At 44.1% G+C, this 20,639-nt stretch carries 18 protein-coding genes; 7 read left to right on the forward strand and 11 right to left on the reverse strand.

Features of this window, described 5'->3' with window-relative positions:
- The first annotated feature begins 73 nt into the window (after positions 1–73).
- Both rarD and DUK53_RS07330 read left to right on the forward strand, forming a co-directional pair.
- A complete protein-coding gene (gene rarD / locus DUK53_RS07325; protein ID WP_036089218.1) occupies positions 74–982 on the forward strand; it encodes an EamA family transporter RarD in 909 nt (302 codons plus the stop codon).
- Positions 983–1,136: 154 nt separating this feature from the next.
- Positions 1,137–1,769, forward strand: coding sequence for an NAD(P)-dependent oxidoreductase (locus DUK53_RS07330; protein WP_036132805.1), 633 nt, complete (start codon positions 1,137–1,139; stop codon positions 1,767–1,769).
- A 67-nt stretch (positions 1,770–1,836) separates the two neighbouring features.
- Here DUK53_RS07330 and DUK53_RS07335 read toward each other — a convergent pair whose 3' ends face one another.
- The 9 genes from DUK53_RS07335 to DUK53_RS07375 all read right to left on the reverse strand — a co-directional run bounded on the left by DUK53_RS07335 (position 1,837) and on the right by DUK53_RS07375 (position 12,986).
- Positions 1,837–2,478, reverse strand: coding sequence for a DUF5105 domain-containing protein (locus DUK53_RS07335; RefSeq protein ID WP_036089222.1), 642 nt, complete (start codon positions 2,476–2,478; stop codon positions 1,837–1,839).
- Between the two features lie 137 nt (positions 2,479–2,615).
- Positions 2,616–3,257 (reverse strand): DUF5105 domain-containing protein, encoded by a 642-nt coding sequence (locus DUK53_RS07340; RefSeq protein WP_052164999.1) that lies wholly within the window; start codon positions 3,255–3,257, stop codon positions 2,616–2,618.
- Between the two features lie 127 nt (positions 3,258–3,384).
- Complete coding sequence (locus tag DUK53_RS07345) at positions 3,385–4,164, reverse strand: DUF1295 domain-containing protein (RefSeq protein WP_036091593.1); 780 nt, start codon at positions 4,162–4,164, stop codon at positions 3,385–3,387.
- Between the two features lies 1 nt (position 4,165).
- Entirely contained in the window at positions 4,166–5,980 is a 1,815-nt protein-coding gene (locus tag DUK53_RS07350) for a DAK2 domain-containing protein (protein ID WP_081964455.1), read from the reverse strand.
- Positions 5,965–6,372 (reverse strand): DUF2177 family protein, encoded by a 408-nt coding sequence (locus DUK53_RS07355; protein WP_036091591.1) that lies wholly within the window; start codon positions 6,370–6,372, stop codon positions 5,965–5,967. Before DUK53_RS07355 ends, DUK53_RS07350 begins: the two co-directional genes overlap by 16 nt.
- 143 nt (positions 6,373–6,515) lie before the next feature.
- Positions 6,516–10,943, reverse strand: coding sequence for a 2-hydroxyacyl-CoA dehydratase (locus DUK53_RS07360; RefSeq protein WP_036132807.1), 4,428 nt, complete (start codon positions 10,941–10,943; stop codon positions 6,516–6,518).
- A 243-nt stretch (positions 10,944–11,186) separates the two neighbouring features.
- Positions 11,187–11,753, reverse strand: coding sequence for a VanZ family protein (locus DUK53_RS07365; protein WP_052165001.1), 567 nt, complete (start codon positions 11,751–11,753; stop codon positions 11,187–11,189).
- Between the two features lie 15 nt (positions 11,754–11,768).
- Positions 11,769–12,197: a hypothetical protein gene (locus DUK53_RS07370; protein WP_036132809.1), complete on the reverse strand. Its 429-nt coding sequence runs from the start codon at positions 12,195–12,197 to the stop codon at positions 11,769–11,771.
- Between the two features lie 153 nt (positions 12,198–12,350).
- Positions 12,351–12,986 (reverse strand): FMN-dependent NADH-azoreductase, encoded by a 636-nt coding sequence (locus DUK53_RS07375; RefSeq protein ID WP_036091589.1) that lies wholly within the window; start codon positions 12,984–12,986, stop codon positions 12,351–12,353.
- A gap of 187 nt (positions 12,987–13,173) precedes the next feature.
- Here DUK53_RS07375 and DUK53_RS07380 point away from each other — a divergent pair, with 187 nt between their 5' ends.
- From DUK53_RS07380 to DUK53_RS07400, 5 genes are all read left to right on the forward strand, one after another.
- Complete coding sequence (locus DUK53_RS07380) at positions 13,174–15,984, forward strand: sigma-54-dependent transcriptional regulator (RefSeq protein ID WP_036132810.1); 2,811 nt, start codon at positions 13,174–13,176, stop codon at positions 15,982–15,984.
- Positions 15,985–16,287: 303 nt separating this feature from the next.
- Positions 16,288–16,710, forward strand: a complete 423-nt coding sequence (locus DUK53_RS07385; protein ID WP_036091586.1) for a mannose/fructose/sorbose PTS transporter subunit IIA — start codon at positions 16,288–16,290, stop codon at positions 16,708–16,710.
- Positions 16,710–17,198, forward strand: a complete 489-nt coding sequence (locus DUK53_RS07390; protein WP_036091584.1) for a mannose/fructose/sorbose PTS transporter subunit IIB — start codon at positions 16,710–16,712, stop codon at positions 17,196–17,198. Before DUK53_RS07385 ends, DUK53_RS07390 begins: the two co-directional genes overlap by 1 nt.
- 86 nt (positions 17,199–17,284) lie before the next feature.
- On the forward strand, positions 17,285–18,103 hold the full coding sequence (locus DUK53_RS07395) for a PTS mannose/fructose/sorbose transporter subunit IIC (protein WP_036132812.1): 819 nt from the start codon (positions 17,285–17,287) through the stop codon (positions 18,101–18,103).
- Between the two features lie 21 nt (positions 18,104–18,124).
- Positions 18,125–18,985: a PTS mannose transporter subunit IID gene (locus DUK53_RS07400; protein WP_036091581.1), complete on the forward strand. Its 861-nt coding sequence runs from the start codon at positions 18,125–18,127 to the stop codon at positions 18,983–18,985.
- Positions 18,986–19,293: 308 nt separating this feature from the next.
- Here DUK53_RS07400 and DUK53_RS07405 read toward each other — a convergent pair whose 3' ends face one another.
- Together DUK53_RS07405 and DUK53_RS07410 are read right to left on the reverse strand one after the other, a co-directional pair.
- Positions 19,294–19,917, reverse strand: coding sequence for a hypothetical protein (locus DUK53_RS07405; RefSeq protein ID WP_124892668.1), 624 nt, complete (start codon positions 19,915–19,917; stop codon positions 19,294–19,296).
- The gene (locus tag DUK53_RS07410) at positions 19,914–20,504 is read right to left on the reverse strand and encodes a hypothetical protein (protein WP_036132816.1); all 591 of its coding nucleotides are present in this window, start codon (positions 20,502–20,504) and stop codon (positions 19,914–19,916) included. Before DUK53_RS07410 ends, DUK53_RS07405 begins: the two co-directional genes overlap by 4 nt.
- Positions 20,505–20,639 lie beyond the last annotated feature (135 nt).

The raw sequence follows: 20,639 nt of genomic DNA on the forward strand, positions 1-20,639 counted from the left end.
TAAATTTCCGCCTTGTCCCCTCCAAATATGTGTTACAATGGTTCTATTATTTTTTAATAGAAAAGGTGAGGACATGCATGCAGAAAAAGAAAAAACATTAGGTATATTAGCTGCTATCGGGGCTTATATTATCTGGGGAGTATTACCGCTATATTGGAAAATGGCTGGGGCTGTCCCGGCTAGCGAAATTCTAGCGTACCGAATTATTTGGTCGTTCGTATTTATGGTGGCGATTATAGCGATTCTTGGCAAAACAAAAGAGGTATGGACGGAAATCATCTCGATTTTCAAACGTCCCAAACTGATTCTAGCGATTTCCGTTGCTTCCGTTTTAATCACGGCCAATTGGTTCATTTTTATCTTCACCGTGAATGACGGTCATGTAATCAGCGCGAGCCTTGGTTACTATATTAATCCACTCGTGAACGTCCTGCTTGCAACAGTCTTTCTAAAAGAAAAACTCAGCCGTGGCGAAATGTTAGCCGTGCTATCCGCTGCAATCGGCGTACTTATTTTAGCCATTCATCAAGGCGTTTTCCCATGGGCGGCAATTTCGATGGCTGTCACATTCGGACTTTACGGCTTGATTAAGAAATTAGTTCCCATCAGTGCGTGGGGCGGGTTAACGATTGAAACGCTTATTATGACACCATTCGCGATGATCTTTTTGCTATTTTTCGCGCAGGATGCTTTCATGCAATTCGGTTTGGATACTAATCTCGTTCTTTTCGGAGCTGGCGTCGTTACAGCCATTCCACTACTGCTCTTTGCAACAAGTGCGAGACGAATTTCCTACGTCATGCTCGGCTTCATCCAATACGTTGGGCCAACACTCATGCTCATCCTAGGCGTCTTCGTATTCCACGAAGCCTTCGATAGCACACAACTCATCGCGTTCCTATTCATCTGGGCCGCACTGCTTATTTTCACGGTCTCCAACATCGTCATCACACAAAAAATGAAAAAAGTGACTCTATCTTAATACAGCAATGAGGCAAGGTCTACCAACGACTTCTTGCCTCTTTTTTTATGCTCGAAAAACTTTATCCTTTACATTTCACAGGATTATCGGTATACTAAAATCAATCGTTGTAACAATAATAGTTACAACTAAAATCATGAGGAGGTCATTTATTATGAAAATCGGTATTATCGGAGCAACAGGTCGCACAGGTTCACGCGTATTGACGGAGGCCAAAAATCGAGGGCATGAGGTAACAGCCATCGTTCGCAACGCTAGTAAACTAGAGGACACATCATTGCCCGCGATTGAAAAAGATATTTTCAGCCTCACAAAAGAAGATGTCGCCGCTTTTGACGTTTTAGTGGATGCTTTTAGCGCACCAATCGAGGTATCAGATAACCATTGGAAATCGATCGACCATCTGATTACGGAACTAAATGGAACAACAACGCCTCGTCTCATCGTTGTTGGCGGTGCAGCAAGCTCGCTAGTGGACGATAAAGGAACGCGCGTTCTAGACACACCATTATTCAAAGAAGCTCCCTATTACGCAACAGGAGCCGCACAAGCGATTCAATTAGACCACCTAAAATCAGATGCGACGTTTGACTGGACGTTCATCAGCCCAGCAGGATTATTCGAACCCGGCGAACGCACAGGTACTTACACAACAGGAACAGACGAGCTCATTGTTGATGCAAAAGGAAACAGCTACATCAGCATGGAAGACTACGCCATCGCACTTGTAGACGAAGCCGAGAACGCGAAACACGTACGCGCTCGTTTCACAGTCGGACAACGATAATATCAAAAGAAGCCCGATGAACGCTGCATGTTACGCGTTCGTCGGGCTTCCCTTATTGGCTCAAATATTAAGATTGAACCGTGCCAGTGAAGAAGGCTAAATAAAGATTTTGTGCAAACTTGTCTGCATCTTTAATTTTCCACTGATCTTTGTTTGATTCTAGATTCATTTTCACTTTAACGGCTTTCTCAGAAACTTTTGCTTTTGCGATGGTTTCTTGATACACGTCAAGCATGGCAGTAGCGGCTTTTTTCGCATCGGTTTGAATCGATGGGTCGGCTTTTACTTTAGCTTGTAAAGCGGTTGTCATTTCTGCTTGCACGCCTGTCATATCAAGGCCGTTTACAGAGATTTCAACGGTTGGTTTGTCTTTATCGTCATTTGTTACTTTTGTTGTATATTTTGTGACTTCTTTTACGCGTTTGGCGAACGTATCGTATAATTTATCAACCTCATCATCGATACTACCATCTGTAATATTTAAGCTACTCGTGAACCCTTTTTTGAAACCTGTTTTGATTTCTTTTTCTAAATTCTTCGCATCTTCCCCAAATACGTCCTCGAACTTATCTGTGTCTTTGTTGAAGATGATTGTGTTAACAGCGATATCTGCCGCTTCTTTCGGCTCTACCGCACTACTTCCACATGCAGCTAGGGTAATCGCAGCTGTTAAAACAACGACAAGCATTAAAGCTAACTTTTTCTTCATGTGATACACTCCTTTTTCCCAACCTTATTTTCATACTCTTCCTATTTTAAAGGAATCCCAGCAGATTACAAGTATTTAGACGGGAATGTTTCGCATAATAGTTTCAAGTCAGCTAGCCTCTTTGCGACGCAACTCTTTTATTGTGCGGTTCCAGTAAAGAACGCTCGGTATAAATTGTTGGCAAAATCTTCGTCATCCTTGATCTTCCACTGATCTTCATTAGCTTCTAGATTCAGTTTTACTTGAACTGCTTTTTTGGACGCTTTTGCTTTTGGAATCGTTGTTTTATAGCCATCAATGACCGCTTTTGCAGATTTTTTTTTGTCTTTTTCAATGGATGGGTCTGCTTTCACTTTTGCTTTAAAAGCGGCCAATCTTTCTGCCTGCATGCTTGCCATATCCAGACCGTTGACAGAAATTTCGACAGTTGGCTTTTTCTTGTCGTCGTTCGTTACTTTTGATGTATATTTGGTTACTTCTTTCGCACGTTTTGTATAGGCATCGTATAAATCGCCTATTTCCTCATTCATACTACCATCCGTTATTTTTAAGTTCGCTGCAAATCGCTTTGTAAAGGTTTCTTTATTGTTTATTTGCAGAGCGGTGGCACTTTTACCGAATGTATCTTTGTATTTCTCGACATCTTTATTGAAGATAATCGTATTCACAGCGATGTCTGCGGCTGCCTTTGGTTCCACGGCATTGTTACTCCCACATGCACTTAGAGTAATCACAGCTGTCAAAACGACTACGAACATTAAAGTAAGTTTTTTCTTCATGCAGTACACTCCTCATTGTTATCCATTTTTTCACACTCCTTTTATTCTAAAGGAATCCAGATAGATTACAAGAGGTTGGGCAATACCGTCACAAAGTCTACATACAATGACTAAAATTGCATGACCCTTACTTTTCGATTTCTTTCTTTGGAATGCTCGGAATGAATTTCGATGTTCGCTTGGCATAAGCCTGAAAATCGGGGCGGTCCTTGTATTTCTTTTCAAGAAGTGGCACGCCGGATACGAATAAAAGTAGCAGTGTGATAATGATGGGACCAATAATGCCCCACAGACTGGTTGCACCAATGATGCTCACTAGAAAAATTCCCCACCAACTGAGCGCCTCGCCAAAATAATTCGGATGGCGTGTATATTTCCAGAGCCCCGTCATGATGAGTTTACCTTTATTGGCTGGATTCTTTTTGAAACGGCGCAATTGTTCGTCTCCCACGACTTCGAAAAAGAAACCGATAATCCAAATCGCGATTCCTGCGTAGTTCCACCAAGCCAGTTCGTTTGCGGGTGTTGTATTCACAAGTAGAATCGGCAAACTAATAATATAAAGCAGCACGCCTTGCAAAATAAAGACGTTCAAATACGCTTTTAGTTTCGCAAAATTTGTCCCCCAACGTTTGCGCATATTGACGTAGCGATAGTCCTCTGGTTTTCCGATATTTCGATTCGCCAAGTGTAGAAAAAGGCGCATGCCCCAAATAAAGACGAAGATCGTTACCATCAAGCCTTGCGTTGTCATCTCGCCACCGAAAAAATACGTATAGAGCGCGACAATAACAAATCCTGGTCCCCACGCTAAATCGACAATCGAGTTATTTTTTAATTTTTGCGCCCATAGGAACAAAATTGTAAAGTAAATCCATAATAATAAGCCTGCTATCCAATATACCATCTTATGTTTCCTCCCCTTCATCTAACTGCATTCGAATCGCAATCGCCACGCAGCCCTCGCCCGCACTCATCGCAATAATCGATGAAATCTCCATCATGTAGGCTGGCGGCTTTCCAACGATGCCCGTAAACAATGCCTCATATTCCGCCGCTCGTTCTGGCGTGTGCGCATGGACAATCGCGTATTCTGCTACTTCGGCCCGCGCGACCATTTTCTTCACGCGCGACGCAATTTTCTTCGTGCTACTCTGTAAGCTAAAAGCAATATCGCTCACCGTTCCAGCGCCAGTATCAGACAGCGAAACGACCGGCTTCAAGCGCAACGTATTGCCAATCGCGCCCCCTTTTTCACCGAGGCGTCCCGATCGAATCATCGCATCCAAATTCGGCACACTGACAAAAATCTTCGTTTGCGAAATGCTCTGCGTCACGAACGACTGCACTTCCGCAAACGTTTTTCCAAGCGCAATTTGTTCAGCCGCCGCCTTCACGAGCAATCCTTGCGCACCCGAATTCTGCCGCGTATCCAGCACCACAATATCCCGCGACACACTCTCCGCCGCTTTTTTCACCGTTTCATGCGTACCGCTAAGTTTTCCCGATACCGTCAAAACCAGCACATGCTCATAATGATTCGCCAAAAATGACAACTGATTCGCGACCGCTTTCACACTCGGCTGAGAAGACGTCGGATACGCATCACTACCTTCCAAACGCTCAAACAACGTTCCCGTATCCATCGTGACCTTATCCAAATAATCATTCCCAGCAAGCGTGATGTGTAGCGGAATAACCTGAATTTGGTAGTCCTCCATCACACTCTGTGGCAAATCCGCCACCGAATCCGTCACCAACGCAATCCGATATTTTCGATGATGAATCACGTCAAATTGATTTTGCATATCATCCACTTTCTGCTGCACCATCACGCCATAATCAGCCAAATAAGCACAAACCGCGCGTGGCTCATCCGTATGAATATGTACCCGAATTTTCACATCCGTTCCCGCAACAATCAGCGAATCCCCAAACGACGCCAATCCTGATTGGATCTCGTCCACGTCCAGCCCCTCGCCCTGCAACAAAACCTCCGTGCAATAACGAAAAACCGGCGCCTGATCCAACGCTTCCTCCTTCACCAACTGCGGCAAACTTGCCGTCTCCGCCACATATACCTCGTCATTAATCACAGACGTAAACCCTTCAACAAACGTGAAAAAGCCCTTCGCACCAGCGTCCACGACCCCATTATCCCGCAAGACACGCAACATATTCGGCGTGCCCTCCAAAGCCGTTTTAGCCTGTTGCAACGCATGTATTAACACCTCTTGAAAAGTCGCGCTATGATGCTTCGCCTGCGCAATCGCCTCCGACCACGCCCGAATCACCGTAATCATCGTGCCTTCCACTGGATTTCCCATCGCGTTATACGCATAATCAGCACCGCCCGCGACACTACGCGCAAAACAGCCTAACGAAACACGCTTATCATCCGATAAATGAACGTGCATACCATTCACATATTGCGCAAAAATAATCCCCGAGTTCCCACGAGCACCGAATAAAGCAGCTTCTGAAATCGTATACAGCGTCTCTTTTGCCGATGCTGCCATTTTCGACTCTTCCACAATCGATAACATCGTCGACGCGAGATTGCTCCCCGTATCACCATCCGCCACCGGAAAAACATTGATCGCATTCAGCCCATCCTTTGCATCAATAACTGCCTTGGCTCCACCCAAAAAGGCATGATACAACTTTTTACTATCTAAAAAATCCGTCATCGTTCCCGTCCTCACTTTCATGAAATCTGCCATACTCTTGCTAGCCAAAATACAATGCCCGACGTTGCTGCCGTAATAAACGCGCCCCAAACCAAATCAATCACCGTGACAAATACTGGCCAATCTTTTAGCGTCGCCAAGTTCGTTAAATCGTATGTCGCGTAACAAAGCAAACCTAAAAATGCTCCTGCAAAAATCGCAAATTGGAGGCTGTCTTTTGCAAGCGCTGGTTCAATAACGAAAAAGACCATCCCAACTATAAACAAAAGATAAAACAAAAGTGCCGCGCCAAATCGGATATTCGTTGCCATCAAATCACCTAAATAATGCTTATATAGATTTTTAGCAATGACTCCTAGCCATACAGCGTCAATCACTAAAAAGACAACAAAGGCGATTCCAGCAAGCTTCGCGAAATAAATCATCGTGAATTCCCCCTTCCTGCTTTCTTTACCCGTTCTAACATCAAATTATAGCAATGAAGTAGTATTTTTAGCTATTTTTCTGTTTGTGAATTTTGTTACATGAAAAACAGGTTTCCTGCTAATCAAGAAACCTGCATCTATATTCATGATTCTGTTTGTACTTTTTCTGATTCCGTGGAAGCTTTCACTTTCCCTGCGATGTGGCCAACAGGATCGGCTTCACGTGCCCGTTTTACCGTACTGCCGAGTTTTTCAATTGGCGCGGAATCCCGCACGCGTTTTGCTGTATCCACAATTTTTTCTTTCGGATGGAAGCCTTCTTTTTTAACGATAACTTCCGACTCAGATGTAGCTGCTGTTTCAAGCTGTTTTTTCGCAATCGAAAGCATCAGTTTCATCCGATTTAGCTGGTTGACTGAACTCGAACCCGCGTCGTAATCGATGGACATGATGTTTGCGCTCGGGTACATTTTTTTCAAGCCTTTGATCATGCCACGGCCTGTAATATGGTTCGGCAAACACGCGAATGGCTGCAAGCACGCGATATTCGGCACATCACTATCCAGCAACTCAATCATTTCGCCCGTCAAGAACCAGCCTTCTCCCATCTTGTTTCCAAGCGACAACAATCGGCTCGCTTTTTCCGCGATGACCTCAATATTTTCAGGCGCCTCAAATCGCTTACTCGCGCGCAAAGCATCCGACATCGGCTTCCGATATTTATTGATCATTGGAATCGCCAAACTATGCTTCGCGAACGATTTCACCTTCGACATCCCGAACGTATTCGCTGCAAAATGACTGTCATAACAACAATACAGCAAGAAATCGACAAAATCAGGCACGACCGCTTCCCCGCCTTCCTCCTCAATCACGCCAACAATATCATTATTCGCACCAGGATGGAATTTCACTAAAATCTCCCCGACAACGCCAACTTTCGGCTTCACTTCCTCTTTCAACGGCAAACTATCAAAAGCCATCACCATTTCCTTGCAAAATTTCGCGTACGCCGCTTGACTATAATTCGCCAGCATCTCCTTGCCCTTTTCGATAAAATGACGGTGCAGTTTATTCGCGCTACCCGGAATCACCTCATAGGGACGCGTCTTATACAACATCCGGTCCAAGCCGTCACCAACACAAAGCCCAACCAAGAAACGAACACCGACTTTTGGCGTTATTTTGAATCCCGGCTGTTTTTCCAAGCCATTAGCGTTCAGCGAAATCACCGGAATATGATCCAAATCCGCCTGTCCTAGCGCCTTTTTCAGCATCGAAATATAGTTCGTCGCGCGGCAACCACCACCCGTTTGCGTCATCAAAACCGCCAAATTATCCAGATCATAGTCCCCATGTTTGAGCGCATCCATCATTTGCCCAATCGTCAAAATCGCAGGGAAACACGCGTCATTATTCACATAACGCAATCCTTCATCCACCGCGCGCGGCGTCACAGCAGGCAATACTTCCAGCTTATACCCAACCTCACGCCCCGCAGCTTCCACCAACTCGAAATGCGTCGGAGCCAGTTGCGGCGCCAAAATCGTATAGTTTTTTCGCATCTCTTTCGTAAACATCACGCGTGGCTTCGGCGCTGGCATCTCCGTCGGCAACACGTTATGACGCGCCCGCTCATCCATCGCCGCTTTTAACGAACGAATCCGAATCCGCGCCGCACCCAGGTTATTAATCTCATCAATTTTTAGCAACGTGTAGACTTTATTATGCCCCTCAATAATTTCCTGCACCATATCCGTCGTAATCGCGTCCAAGCCGCAACCAAAAGAAGTCAGCTGCACAACCTCCAGATTCTCCTGCTCCGCGACAAAGCTCGCCGCCCGGTAAAGCCGCGCATGATATTTCCACTGGTTCTCGACACGTAACGGATGCTTGATTTCGCCAAGATGCGACACCGAATCCTCCGTCAAAACCGCCATCCCATTCATCGTAATCAACTCCGGCAAACCGTGATTCACCTCCGGGTCAATATGATACGGATGCCCACAAAGCACAATCCCGCGAATCTTGTTTTTCTCGATATATTCGAGCGCCTCTTCCCCTTTTTGGCGAATATCATCCCGGAAGTTCCGAGCCTCTAAAAGTCCCGCCGCAACCGCAAGCTCCATCTCTTTTAGCGGTATATCAGGAAACGCCTCATGCATCCCTTTCACTAGAGCCGCCTCATTATCCAACGTCAAAAATGGCGCAATCAGCGGTACATTCTCTTCTTCCAGCGCATCAATATTCACGCGAATCACTTCTGGATATCCCGCAACCACAGGACAATTAAAGTTATTCGTTGCTTCGCCAAATTCCTTATTTTCATACACGACCGCTGGATAAAAAATCCTATCCACTTTCTTCTTAATCAAATCCATCACATGCCCGTGCGTCAATTTCGCCGGATAGCAAACCGCTTCGGACGCAATCGTTTCAATCCCTTTTTCATATAAGTTCTTCGAGGATTTCATCGATAACTTCACCTGAAAACCGAGCTCCGTAAATATCGTGTGCCACAACGGATAATTTTCAAAAACGTTCAATGCCCGCGGAATCCCAATCGTCCCACGCGTCGCCTCGTCTTTTTTCAACGACTTATAATCAAACACGCGCTTGTATTTATACGCATACACATTCGGCAGCAAATTCTTCGTAGACTCCACCCGTTCGCCACGCTCACAGCGATTCCCACTGACAAACTTGCGATCATCGCCAAATCTCGTAATCGTTAATTGACAGGAATTACTGCATAAATTACATCTCGATTGGGACGTCTCCGCCTGGAATTCGCGCAATTTTTCCAAGACAAGGAGTTGCGTCACTTCCCCGGTTTCGTAGTTCTCCTTCGCAATTAGCGCCGCACCGTAAGCGCCCATCATGCCCGCGATGTCTGGACGCACAACTTCGCGCTCCGTCAACAACTCAAACGCCCGCAGAACCGCCTCATTGTAGAAGGTTCCGCCTTGCACGATGACCTTGTTCCCGATATCTTTTGGACTCCGCAGTTTAATCACCTTTTGCAAAGCATTTTTGACGACCGAATAAGCCAATCCCGCCGACAAATCCTCCATCTGCACGCCCTCTTTTTGCACCTGTTTCACTTTGGAATTCATAAATACCGTACAACGCGAGCCCAAATCCACCGGTTCCCGCGCCTGCAACGCCTTATCCGCAAAATCTTGAATCGACACGCCAAGCGTCTGCGCAAATGTCTCCAAAAACGAGCCACAGCCTGCCGAACACGCCTCATTTAACATCAAACTATCCAGCGCCTGATTCTTGATTTTCATACATTTCATATCTTGCCCGCCGATATCCAAAATAAAATCCACATCCGGCAAAAACTCGCGCGCCGCCCGATAATGCGCCACCGTCTCAATTTCCCCGACATCAATTTTCAGTGCAGCCTTAATCAGCGACTCACCGTAACCCGTAATCCCCGACTGCCGAATCTTCACCTTCTCCGGCAAAATTTCATACAAATCGCTCGTCGCATCAATCACAGACTGCAACGGATTTCCCTTATTACTATCATAAAACGAATACAAAATCTCATGATCCGCGCCCATCAACACCAGTTTCGTCGTCGTGGAACCCGCATCAATGCCCAAATAAACATCGCCCACGTAACTCGCTAAATCCCCGCGCGGCGCCTTCATCTGATTGTGCCGCTCCCGAAAAGCAACCAAATCCCCCGCACGCGTAAATAAAGCTGGCAAAATCGTCGTATCCGTCGCCATACTCGAAAAATCCAAATCACGCAACCGCGCAATCATCTCCGCAATCTCCACAGCCTCATCATTCCAGCCATTGTAAGCCGTTCCAAGCGCAATAAAATACTCCGCATTCGCCGGCGCAATAATGTCCGCATCCCGCATTTTCAACGTCTCCGTAAACCGGTAGCGCAACTGATCCAAAAACGTCAGCGGTCCGCCCAAAAACGCAACTTTTCCACGAATCGGCCGTCCACACGCCAGCCCACTTATTGTCTGCGTCACTACACTCTGAAAAATTGACGCCGCAATATCCTCTTTTCGCGCGCCCTCATTGAGCAAGGGCTGCACATCCGTTTTCGCAAAAACACCACAACGCGAAGCAATCGGATAAATCGTCTCCGCCCCTTTTGCCAGCGCGTTTAAGCCATTCGGGTCCGTCTGAAGCAGCGTCGCAATCTGGTCAATAAACGCCCCCGTCCCGCCAGCACACGCATTATTCATCCGCTGCTCAATCCCGCCAGAAAAATAAACAATCTTCGCATCCTCACCGCCAAGCTCAATCACGACATCCGTCTCCGGAATCACCTGCTCCACAGCCTCCGTGCACGCGATAACCTCCTGAATAAACGCCACCTTCAAAAACTTCGCAATCGCAAGCCCCGAAGATCCCGTAATCTTAAAAGTCATCTCCGTTTCGCCACACGTCTTCTCTAAATCCTGCATAATTTGCAATGTCACCGCTTTAATATCCGAGAAATGGCGCCGATACGTCTGAAAAATAATCGCGCCCGATGCATCCATGGCCACCACTTTTGCCGTCGTCGAACCTACATCTAAACCTACATGAATCATTTCCCCATCATTCCTTCCCCATAGCTATCATTTTGATTGCTCATAAAATCACAAAAATAAGCATAAATGAGTGATTACTCACTTTTAAAACCCGCGAAATATTGTTACGCTATACACAAGGATAATTTTACACTTTTATAATAGAAAGTAAAGTAAAAATAAGCATAACTGGATTAGATTTACATCCTAATCCAGTTATGCTTCCGTTCCTAAGTCCTATTATCAATGGCTAACCCGTTTTCTTTAAAACTCATATACATTCCATTTTTTAAATACAGGACGGCACAATATAAAGAATCCAAACCCAATCATCGCTCCTGCTGTATTCAAAATTAAGTCATCTATATCAATTCTATGCGGAACAGTCTGATATAAAATATTCTGCATAAGCTGTAGTAATTCAATAGAGACCGTACTAACAAACGCCAAAACAAGCATTCGTTTCCAGCTTACTTTATATTTAGAACACAGCGGATATAAACACCCTAATGGCACGAACATAATAATATTAGCTACTACTTGGAATACGGAAGCGTACGTGTCATATTCTCTGTATGTGTATATCTCACTTATTGTTCCAAAGGGTATTAAATTAAACCAACTTAAATCAGAAAACATTGCCGCTCTATCACCAGTAGCCAAATCTATAGGAAATAACGTGAATGAAATAACACCAACAATATAGACAAACATAAAACTTTTGAATACTATTTTTTCAATGGCTGCTTTTTGTTTCATCCAATGAATTAAAAACGGAATATATACAAGTGGTGCAATAACAAGTAATATTTCAGCTTTTATGACTATCAAATTTATTCCACCTACCTATTTATTTTTAAGCGTTCCTGTAGCTCTAACCTCATAATATCTACCTGATTTCTCAGCAACTAAATAATAACTCGATGAATTGCCATCAACATAATATTGGTGTGTTGTGGTTTTGGAGCTCCACTTTTTTCCGGGAATGAAGTTGCGCTTACCATATGACGTATCAAAGCCAAACTTTTCTTTCATAAGTGAAACTGTCACAGTAGGTGTTGCTGCACCTGATGCTGCCACACTTAGCTTTAAATTAGCATACCCTTTAGATAGTTTGTGGTATTTATTATTCTTCGCTCCATTAGTCACCTCGTGTTGCATCGAAATATCTACGTTTTGACTTACTGACGCGTACGCTGTAACTAGTGGAATACTGAGCAAAGCACTCCCCAATGCAAACGCTGTTATAAATTTTTTTAACTCTTTCTTTCTCATACCTTCCAACTCCTCTTTTATGTTTTATTTATATCAAATTTGACTATAACTTAAATCAGTACTATTCGCAAAACATTTCCATTTCATATTTATGAATATCAAACAAAAAACGATACCCCAATGTAGAGGTACCGCTTGGACTGCAAAAAACGATTAAAACAAGCTAATCCGACGAGCACTTTCCTCAATCGCCGCGTTCAAAATCTCATCTTTACGCGTTGGATCGTAGTCCACGCCTTCTACAAACACGCTCGGCAATGTCTCCACTCCAATAAAATTCAAAATCGTGTTGATATAAGGCTCGCCATGCGTTTCCAAATCTGATTCACCCGTAGAATAAACGCCGCCACTTCCGTGAATTTGTAATGCTTTCTTATCTTTCAACAAGGCTTCCGGACCATTCGCTGTATAACGGAATGTTTTTCCAGCAACGACCACGGTATCAAAATACGCTTTCAACATTGGCGGGATACCAAGATTCCAAAGCGGCGACACAATCACATAACGATCCGCGTCCATGAACTGCTGTGTCAACGCGTCAAACTTCGTCAACTGTTCTTGCATCGCAGGATCTAGGTCCGTAAAAGCCTTGCCAGCGCGTAACTCATTCCCGGCTGCCAAGAAAGCCCCATCAATCATCGGAATATCTTGCTCGTACACGTCTACACGCTCAATCACGTCATCCGGATTTTCTTGTTTATACTTCTCCAAAAAAGCGCTTGCTACAACCATGCTGCGTGAAACATCGTCTGGAAGCGGCGATGCTTTAATAAATAATAATTTTGTCAAAGGGATTCAACTCCAATTTTTAATAATTTCTTTCCTATTTTAGCCCACTTATCTGGGCTCGTCAATCAGCCGACCTGTAAGCGCTTGACAAATCGGCAAAGCATGCTAAACTAAATACAGAAATTCACTAGTGTATCACGGTTATTAATACACTATTTTTCCAATCAAGGAACTGGAGGGATACGTCATGAAGCGCATCGAGCGTATTTATCAGTATATAAAGCAATACGACTATGACAATATAAAGCAACAATTGGAACAAAATGAAGGCGTTACTGCAACGGAAGTATCAGATGCCCTCGACATTTTACGAAATAACGTCAGCATGGAGCTCAATGAACTGCACCGCCAAGGAAAAATCATCAAGATTGCCGGTCGGCCCGTTCGTTATTTTGACCGCCAAGCCATCGAGGAAAAAATCGAACGGTTACTACCAGATGACGAACTCGAATTCGAAAATTGCCAGTCATTACTAAAAATTATGCATCATAATATCGTGCAAAGAAGCCCATTCGACGACTTAATCGGATCAGACGCTAGCCTGCGAACACAAGTCGAACAAGCCAAAGCCGCTGTGCTCTATCCACCAAATGGCCTGCACACGCTCATCGTTGGGCAAACCGGTGTCGGCAAAACATTATTCGCCAACCTCATGTACCGCTATTCCCAGCACGCGGAACGCTTATCGAGCCAATCCCCGTTCATCATTTTTAACTGTGCAGATTATTATAACAACCCGCAACTATTGATGTCTCACATTTTTGGCCATACGAAAGGCGCTTTTACAGGTGCGGAAAATGAAAAAGAAGGCCTCGTTGAAAAAGCGGACGGCGGTATTTTGTTCCTAGATGAGATTCACCGTCTCCCACCGGAAGGCCAAGAAATGATTTTCTACTTGATGGATACCGGCACATTTAATAAGTTAGGCGAGACAGATCGGCGTCGCAAATCGAATGTACTGATCATTGGTGCCACGACAGAAGACCCTGAGTCCTCTTTACTGCGCACTTTTGTTCGGCGGATTCCGATTGTGATTTCCTTACCAAGCTTGGAAGAGCGAACCGCCAAAGAACGCGTCGACCTCTTGAAAAACTTACTTTCAAACGAAGCACACCGTATTAGTAAGCCATTACGCATTGAAGACGAAGCCGCAAAAGCCTTGATCGGGAACACCACTTTTGGTAATATCGGGCAATTGAAATCGAATATTCAACTCGTCTGCGCGCAAGGATTTTTAAATAGTTTTGATAAAGAGGAAGAAATCTTGATTAACTTTAAAACGCTGCCGATGAATATCAAAGACGGTTTCTTCCATTTTAGTGGGCGTAGAAAAGAGCTACAGGAAATTTCGAAATATCTCGATCCATACACGATAATTATGCCAGAACGCGGCAAACAGCTCATCAATTCCGACGAGTACGAGCCCAATTTTAACCTGTACAAAATCATCGAAGACAAGGCGTCTATTCTGATGGATCAAGGCGTGGAGGATGAGGACATCAAGAAATTCATCACGATGGACATCGACGTGCACCTCAATAGCTTCTATAACAAATTCAAAAATACGATACACGACCGCGAAAACATTTTGAAAATCGTCAATGAGGACATTCTTAATTTCACGGAAGATATCCAAATCAAGATTGAGCAACAACTTGGGAAAAAATTAAACGAGCGTTTCCTACTCGCGTTCAGTCTGCACCTCACATCATTTCTCAAACGAGCGCGTAGTAATAAGCCGTTGAAGTACACCAATATCGAGAATGTCGTCAATGATAAGCCGGAGAGTTATGCGATTGCGCGTGAAATGAAGAAAGAAATCGAAGCCGAATTTCAGATTCGCGTGCCCAATATGGAAGTCCTCTATTTGACTTTGCTAATCAGTTCACTTCTGAAAGATCAAGAGGAAAATCGCGTCGCCGTCCTCGTTGCAACACACGGAAATAGTAGCGCAACAAGTATGGTCAACGTGGCGAAGAAATTGCTTGGCGAAGGCCTCGTGGACAGCATCGATATGCCACTTGATCTCAGCCCGAAAGTCGTTCTCGACAAAATTACCCAACGTGCGCGGGAACTCGATATGGGGCGCGGCGTCTTGCTGCTTGTCGACATGGGCTCGCTCACCAGTTTTGGCTCGGTGATTTCTGAGCGCACTGGCATCCCTGTTCGCACGATCGACATGGTTTCCACCGCCACCGTCATCGAAGCCGTCCGCAAATCCAACATTCTCGACATGGATTTAGACAGCATTTACGATTCGCTAAAAGATTTTCGCGGCTACGGCGGTTACGATTCCGAGGCTACCGCGACACTAAGCGATAAGCCACACGCGATCGTCACCATTTGCGCGACCGGCGAAGGCACTGCGGAGAAACTGCAAGCCTTCATCGAGCACATCCTAGAAACCATCACCACCGTCAACATCAAAGTCATTCCCATCGGCGTCCATGAAGCCAATCAAAAAATCGAGCAGCTACAAGAGGAAAATGACATCCTGATGATTGTCGGCATCCACGACCCGAAAGTCCAAATTCCATTCCTGCCAATTGAGCGACTTTTTGCCAAAGATGGCGAGGATCAAATCATCCAGATCGTCAAACAACGCGATATTTTCATCAAAAAAAGTGAGACAAGCTGGATTGCCCGCGAAGTCATTGAGGACAGCCTCAGCGAATTTTTAACGTATCTCAATCCTAAAAAAATTCTGCCAAGCCTGTTGAAATTCGCAAGCATCCTCGAAACGCAGTTACAATACACGATGGAAAACACGCTCAAGATTAACCTGCTCATCCACGTCGGTTGCGCTATCGAACGCATGGTTTTAAAAGATAGCCTCACCTATCATGACTCGAGTGACGCCATCATCGGCACAACTATTTTTCAAGCAATTCAAGAAGCAAGTCACGCGTGTTTCCATCCGATGAAGCTAGCACTGACCAGCGATGAACAATATTATATTTATGACATCCTGACTAAAACACATCAAACAATTGAATAAAATAACCGCTCCTGCGAAAAAAACTCCTATTTATAAGTTTTTTTCGCAGTTTTTTGTTTTTAAGCCATCGTATTAGGGTAATAAACACTGTATGTACGGATTGATATTCTAGTACGCTATAGTATATCATTCAGCATCCCTACCGTATCAATCTACTAGCATACATAATTGATAAGGACACGTTAGCCCACATTTAGGCGCAATGAAGCACCACATAAAAATGAATACAAAACATTGGCACGCTCCTTGCAAATACATGAGGTGATGACAGAATCCTGACAAAGAGAAAAAGGAGGAATAACTATGCCAGTAGGTATCATTATTGGGACGCACGGTGAATCAGCCCGCGAATTGCTTAAATCGACAGAAATGATTATCGGTAAGCAAGATAACGTGGAATTCATCACCTTCGTTCCAGGGGAAAACACAGATACATTAATTCAAAAGTTCACTGACAAATTGGATGCGATTGACGCTTCAGAAGGTGTACTTTTCATGGTTGATTTATTTGGCGGCAGCCCGTATAATGCGGCGAGCCAGATTGCTTTACCGAAAGAAAAAATGGATGTCGTGACAGGCGTCAACATTCCGATGTTGCTTGAAACACTATCCATGCGCACAGTCAGTGGTTTTGAAGACTTACTTAACATAGCTCTTACAGCTGGTCGTGAAGGCGTAAAATCACTAAAACAATCACTGAAAAATGTCGAGGAGGATGATTTATAATGGAAATCCGTTTAGCAAGAATTGATGACCGCCTTATTCACGGTCAAGTAGCCACAGTTTGGACAAAAGAAACACAGGTAGAGCGTATTATTGTCTGCAATGATGAAGTTGCCAAAGACGAGATTCGCAGCACTTTGCTAAAACAAGTTGCACCACCTGGCGTTAAATCAAGTGTGGTAGATGTGGAGAAAGGGATTCGTGTATATAACAATCCAAAATACGAAACAACTCCCGTTATGCTACTTTTCACGAACCCAACCGATGTGTTGCGTTTCGTCGAAGCTGGTGTACCAATTACAACGGTAAACATTGGTGGCATGGCGTTCCGTGAAGGCAAAACCCAAATTACCAATGCCGTTTCAGTAGATGAAAAAGATGTTGCTGCTTTTAGAGCACTGAACGAAAAAGGCATTGAGCTTGAAATTCGCAAAGTTGCCGCTGACAGCAAAGTGATGATGATTCAACTGCTGGATAAAGAAGGTATGTAATTTTTGTGATTTTTGAATGAAAGTAGCACATTTCTTTTGCTCTATTCATTTATTTTTAGGAAAGCAAAATTGGGAGGGAATTTTATATGGATCCGATACAAATAGTTCTCGTCTTCCTTGTAGCTTGTATCTGTGGTATGGGAAGTATCTTGGATGAGTGGCAATCTCACCGTCCGTTGATCGCTTGTACGCTTACAGGTCTTGTACTTGGTGACATGACAACTGGTATTATTATTGGTGGTTCACTGGAAATGATCGCGCTAGGTTGGATGAACATTGGAGCAGCCGTTGCGCCAGATACAGCCTTGGCATCATTAATTTCTACTATCTTAGTTATTTCAGGGGGACAAGACATCAGCGTGGGTATCTCACTTGCGATTCCACTAGCTGCTGCTGGTCAAGTTTTAACAATTCTAGTTCGTACAATTACAGTCGGTTTCCAACATTCAGCGGATAAAATGGCGGAATCAGGGAATCTGAGGGGAATAGATCTGCTGCACGTCACGGCCTTGCTCCTACAGGCGATGCGGATTGCTATTCCAGTTTTAATCGTTGCCCTATCGATGGGTACAGATGTCGTAACAAACATGTTGAATGCCATTCCAGATTGGCTCGTTAACGGTCTAAACGTTTCCGGTGGCTTTATCGTTGTTGTCGGGTACGCGATGGTTATTAACATGATGGAAGCGAAATACTTAATGCCGTTCTTCTTCCTTGGTTTCGTAGTCGCAGCCTTCACCACGTTCAACTTAGTAGCACTTGGTGTTCTTGGACTTGTAGCAGCTATCATCTACATCCAACTGAGCCCTAAATATTATCTAAAAGAAGCACTTGCCCAATATGGTGCAGCAGGTGGCGGTGGGTCTAAACCAGCGAACGATCTGGATGACGACCTAGACGACTAAAAAAAGGGAGGTAACCAAATTATGAGTAACGAAACAGCAAAAGTAACCGTTGGCGAGAAAAAGCTAACAAAAGGTGACTTAATGGCCGTATTTATTCGTTCCAACCTATTCCAAGGGTCATGGAACTTTGAACGTATGCAAGCTTTGGGATTCTGTTTTACCGTTGTCCCGATTATTAACCGCTTATATGAAGGCGAAGAACGTACCGAAGCCATTAAGCGGCATCTCGAGTTTTTCAATACGCATCCATACATGGGAGCTCCGATTTTAGGGGTAACCGCAGCGATGGAGGAACAAAAATCTAACGGGTCACCAATCGATCAGGCCGCTATCAATGGTATTAAAGTAGGTCTCATGGGACCACTTGCCGGTGTTGGGGATCCTGTCTTCTGGGGAACTGTTCGTCCGGTACTTGCCGCGCTTGGTGCCACTTTTGCATCGACTGGTAGTATCTTTGGACCGATTCTATTCTTCGTACTCTTTAACGCGATTCGCCTTGGATTCCGTTACTGGGGTGTTTTCTACGGGTATCGCAAAGGAACCGACGTAGTTTCCGATATGGCCGGTGGGGTTATTCAGAAACTGACGGAAGGCGCCTCGATTCTTGGACTGTTCGTTATGGGTGGTCTGGTTAACAAGTGGACAAATATCGATATTCCACTCGTTGTTTCTAAAACGACGAACCAAGAAGGAAAAACAACAACAACTACCGTACAAGATATTTTGGACAGCTTGATGCCTGGTATCCTTGCATTAGGTTTAACATTCGCTTGTATGTGGTTGCTGAAGAAAAAAATCAACGCACTATGGATTATCTTCATGTTGTTTGGACTTGGTATTGTAGGTTATGTACTAGGAATTTTCGCAGTTCCTGGGTCTTGATTAGAGTTGAAAAACAAGGTCTAGGACATAACCCAAATAAATCGGCGGCAAGCGTTCGCATTCAGGAGATTTGGCGGACTTCCGGTTCTCACATACACCAGTATGCTCCGCTTTGTTGTGGTTCTTTGAAGCAAAGCAAATTAGAACCTCAATATGCAAAAAAATGGAATGAGTTTGCCATCCTCATTCCACCAAATCCCCTGAATACAAACGCTTTCGCTCGATTTGTGTAAAGCATGATTATCGTCTTACCCAAATAACGGGTAAGGCGATTTTATCTTGTTTGGAGTTTGTCACAGCTCCTTTTTTCATTTGAAGACGACATATAGGATAACGCTTTGCTCTCTATTCTTTAGACCTTCTTTGGCAAAAGTTTTATCATTAATACCCATCTCGCCTTTGCCCATTCCCCATGCTTGTAATATATAACGCTCCCCTTTTTTGATTTTTCCATCATCAAACGGCTGTGTTTGTGCTACCTGATTCTCTAATTTTCCAAAGACATCTTTTGGAACCGTAAAGGCATCTTGTGAGATTGCTCCACCATTTGTTATCGTCGCTCGGATTTCAGTAGGGTTAAAAACATCAAAGCCGGGAATACCCCAGACAAGGTTACCACTTAATTGTATTTCTTCATCACTTCCAGACTCCGTCACTAGCTCGTGCATCACACGTTTATCTCGCTGATATACATCAAAATAAACAGCCACGTTAATAGCTTTTACATTATATGTTACCTTACCACTCGCAGCCAGCAGTAACGACAATTCGTCTGCTTTGACAGGTTCGTTCAAATTTTTAATCTCACCATCTGGAATACCGGCTTCCTTCTGATCTTGAAACGGCCAATAATTCATGTGATTCAAATACATCAACGTGCCGCCTAGTACGATTACAATTGCAGCTAGGATAATTAGAAATTTTTTCATCATGATTTCCCCTTTTTGGATATTTCCTTTATCGACTGGACAACTTGCTCGGCTTCTTCCTGATATTTCTCCATTTTTGATTTTGGTCCGTATTCTAAAACTTGTAGATAAAAATCGCTCATTTCGATTAAATAGAGACGGTTTGAGTAGGTGAATCCGGATTCTTTCGTTTCAAATACGCTTAACTTGGCAGGATAATCGCCTACCTTCACATCTTGAAATGCTGGGAATTTCTCTACGCCATAATCTTTTGGAAACTCTTCTTCCACGATTTTTTGATAGGATGCCAAACTTACTCCACCTTCATAATCCTTGAAATCGTCTTTTAGCTCGGTCAATCCATTTAAAGAAATCTCGTCATCTTTCCGACTCACCGCAAGCTCGACATCTTCTGTGACAAGCTCTTTATCTACTTTCCAGTTCGCAGGAATTTCAAGTGACCATGTCCCTTTCGTACTCTTCACAACCTTCATTTTCTCTACTTCTACGGTTTTCTTTTTCTCTGTCACGCTGTCCGTCGTCGCCTCACTGGAACATCCTGCGACAAATACTAAACAGAGCGCTAAAAATAAAATTGGTAGCCTTTTCATTATTATTTTCCTCCCTTTCCCTGCTGTACAAAATGACTCGAATCCTAATTATAGTATTTAATGCGCCATTTCACAAGGATATTTTGGCTATTATTTCATTTCATGTCCTTCCCTTGAGAAATAAGGCGCTTGATA

The sequence above is a fragment of the Listeria sp. SHR_NRA_18 genome (assembly GCF_003856515.1).
GTDB lineage: Bacteria > Bacillota > Bacilli > Lactobacillales > Listeriaceae > Listeria_A > Listeria_A newyorkensis.

Excerpts from the sequence above, each read along its gene's own strand:
- rarD (WP_036089218.1), top strand. The coding sequence starts at position 74 with ATGCATGCAGAAAAAGAAAAAACATTAGGTATATTAGCTGCTATCGGG.
- DUK53_RS07330 (WP_036132805.1), top strand. The coding sequence starts at position 1,137 with ATGAAAATCGGTATTATCGGAGCAACAGGTCGCACAGGTTCACGCGTA.
- DUK53_RS07335 (WP_036089222.1), bottom strand. The coding sequence starts at position 2,478 with ATGAAGAAAAAGTTAGCTTTAATGCTTGTCGTTGTTTTAACAGCTGCG.
- DUK53_RS07340 (WP_052164999.1), bottom strand. The coding sequence starts at position 3,257 with ATGAAGAAAAAACTTACTTTAATGTTCGTAGTCGTTTTGACAGCTGTG.
- DUK53_RS07345 (WP_036091593.1), bottom strand. The coding sequence starts at position 4,164 with ATGGTATATTGGATAGCAGGCTTATTATTATGGATTTACTTTACAATT.
- DUK53_RS07350 (WP_081964455.1), bottom strand. The coding sequence starts at position 5,980 with ATGGCAGATTTCATGAAAGTGAGGACGGGAACGATGACGGATTTTTTA.
- DUK53_RS07355 (WP_036091591.1), bottom strand. The coding sequence starts at position 6,372 with ATGATTTATTTCGCGAAGCTTGCTGGAATCGCCTTTGTTGTCTTTTTA.
- DUK53_RS07360 (WP_036132807.1), bottom strand. The coding sequence starts at position 10,943 with ATGATTCATGTAGGTTTAGATGTAGGTTCGACGACGGCAAAAGTGGTG.
- DUK53_RS07370 (WP_036132809.1), bottom strand. The coding sequence starts at position 12,197 with ATGAGAAAGAAAGAGTTAAAAAAATTTATAACAGCGTTTGCATTGGGG.
- DUK53_RS07380 (WP_036132810.1), top strand. The coding sequence starts at position 13,174 with ATGAAGCGCATCGAGCGTATTTATCAGTATATAAAGCAATACGACTAT.
- DUK53_RS07385 (WP_036091586.1), top strand. The coding sequence starts at position 16,288 with ATGCCAGTAGGTATCATTATTGGGACGCACGGTGAATCAGCCCGCGAA.
- DUK53_RS07390 (WP_036091584.1), top strand. The coding sequence starts at position 16,710 with ATGGAAATCCGTTTAGCAAGAATTGATGACCGCCTTATTCACGGTCAA.
- DUK53_RS07395 (WP_036132812.1), top strand. The coding sequence starts at position 17,285 with ATGGATCCGATACAAATAGTTCTCGTCTTCCTTGTAGCTTGTATCTGT.
- DUK53_RS07400 (WP_036091581.1), top strand. The coding sequence starts at position 18,125 with ATGAGTAACGAAACAGCAAAAGTAACCGTTGGCGAGAAAAAGCTAACA.
- DUK53_RS07405 (WP_124892668.1), bottom strand. The coding sequence starts at position 19,917 with ATGATGAAAAAATTTCTAATTATCCTAGCTGCAATTGTAATCGTACTA.
- DUK53_RS07410 (WP_036132816.1), bottom strand. The coding sequence starts at position 20,504 with ATGAAAAGGCTACCAATTTTATTTTTAGCGCTCTGTTTAGTATTTGTC.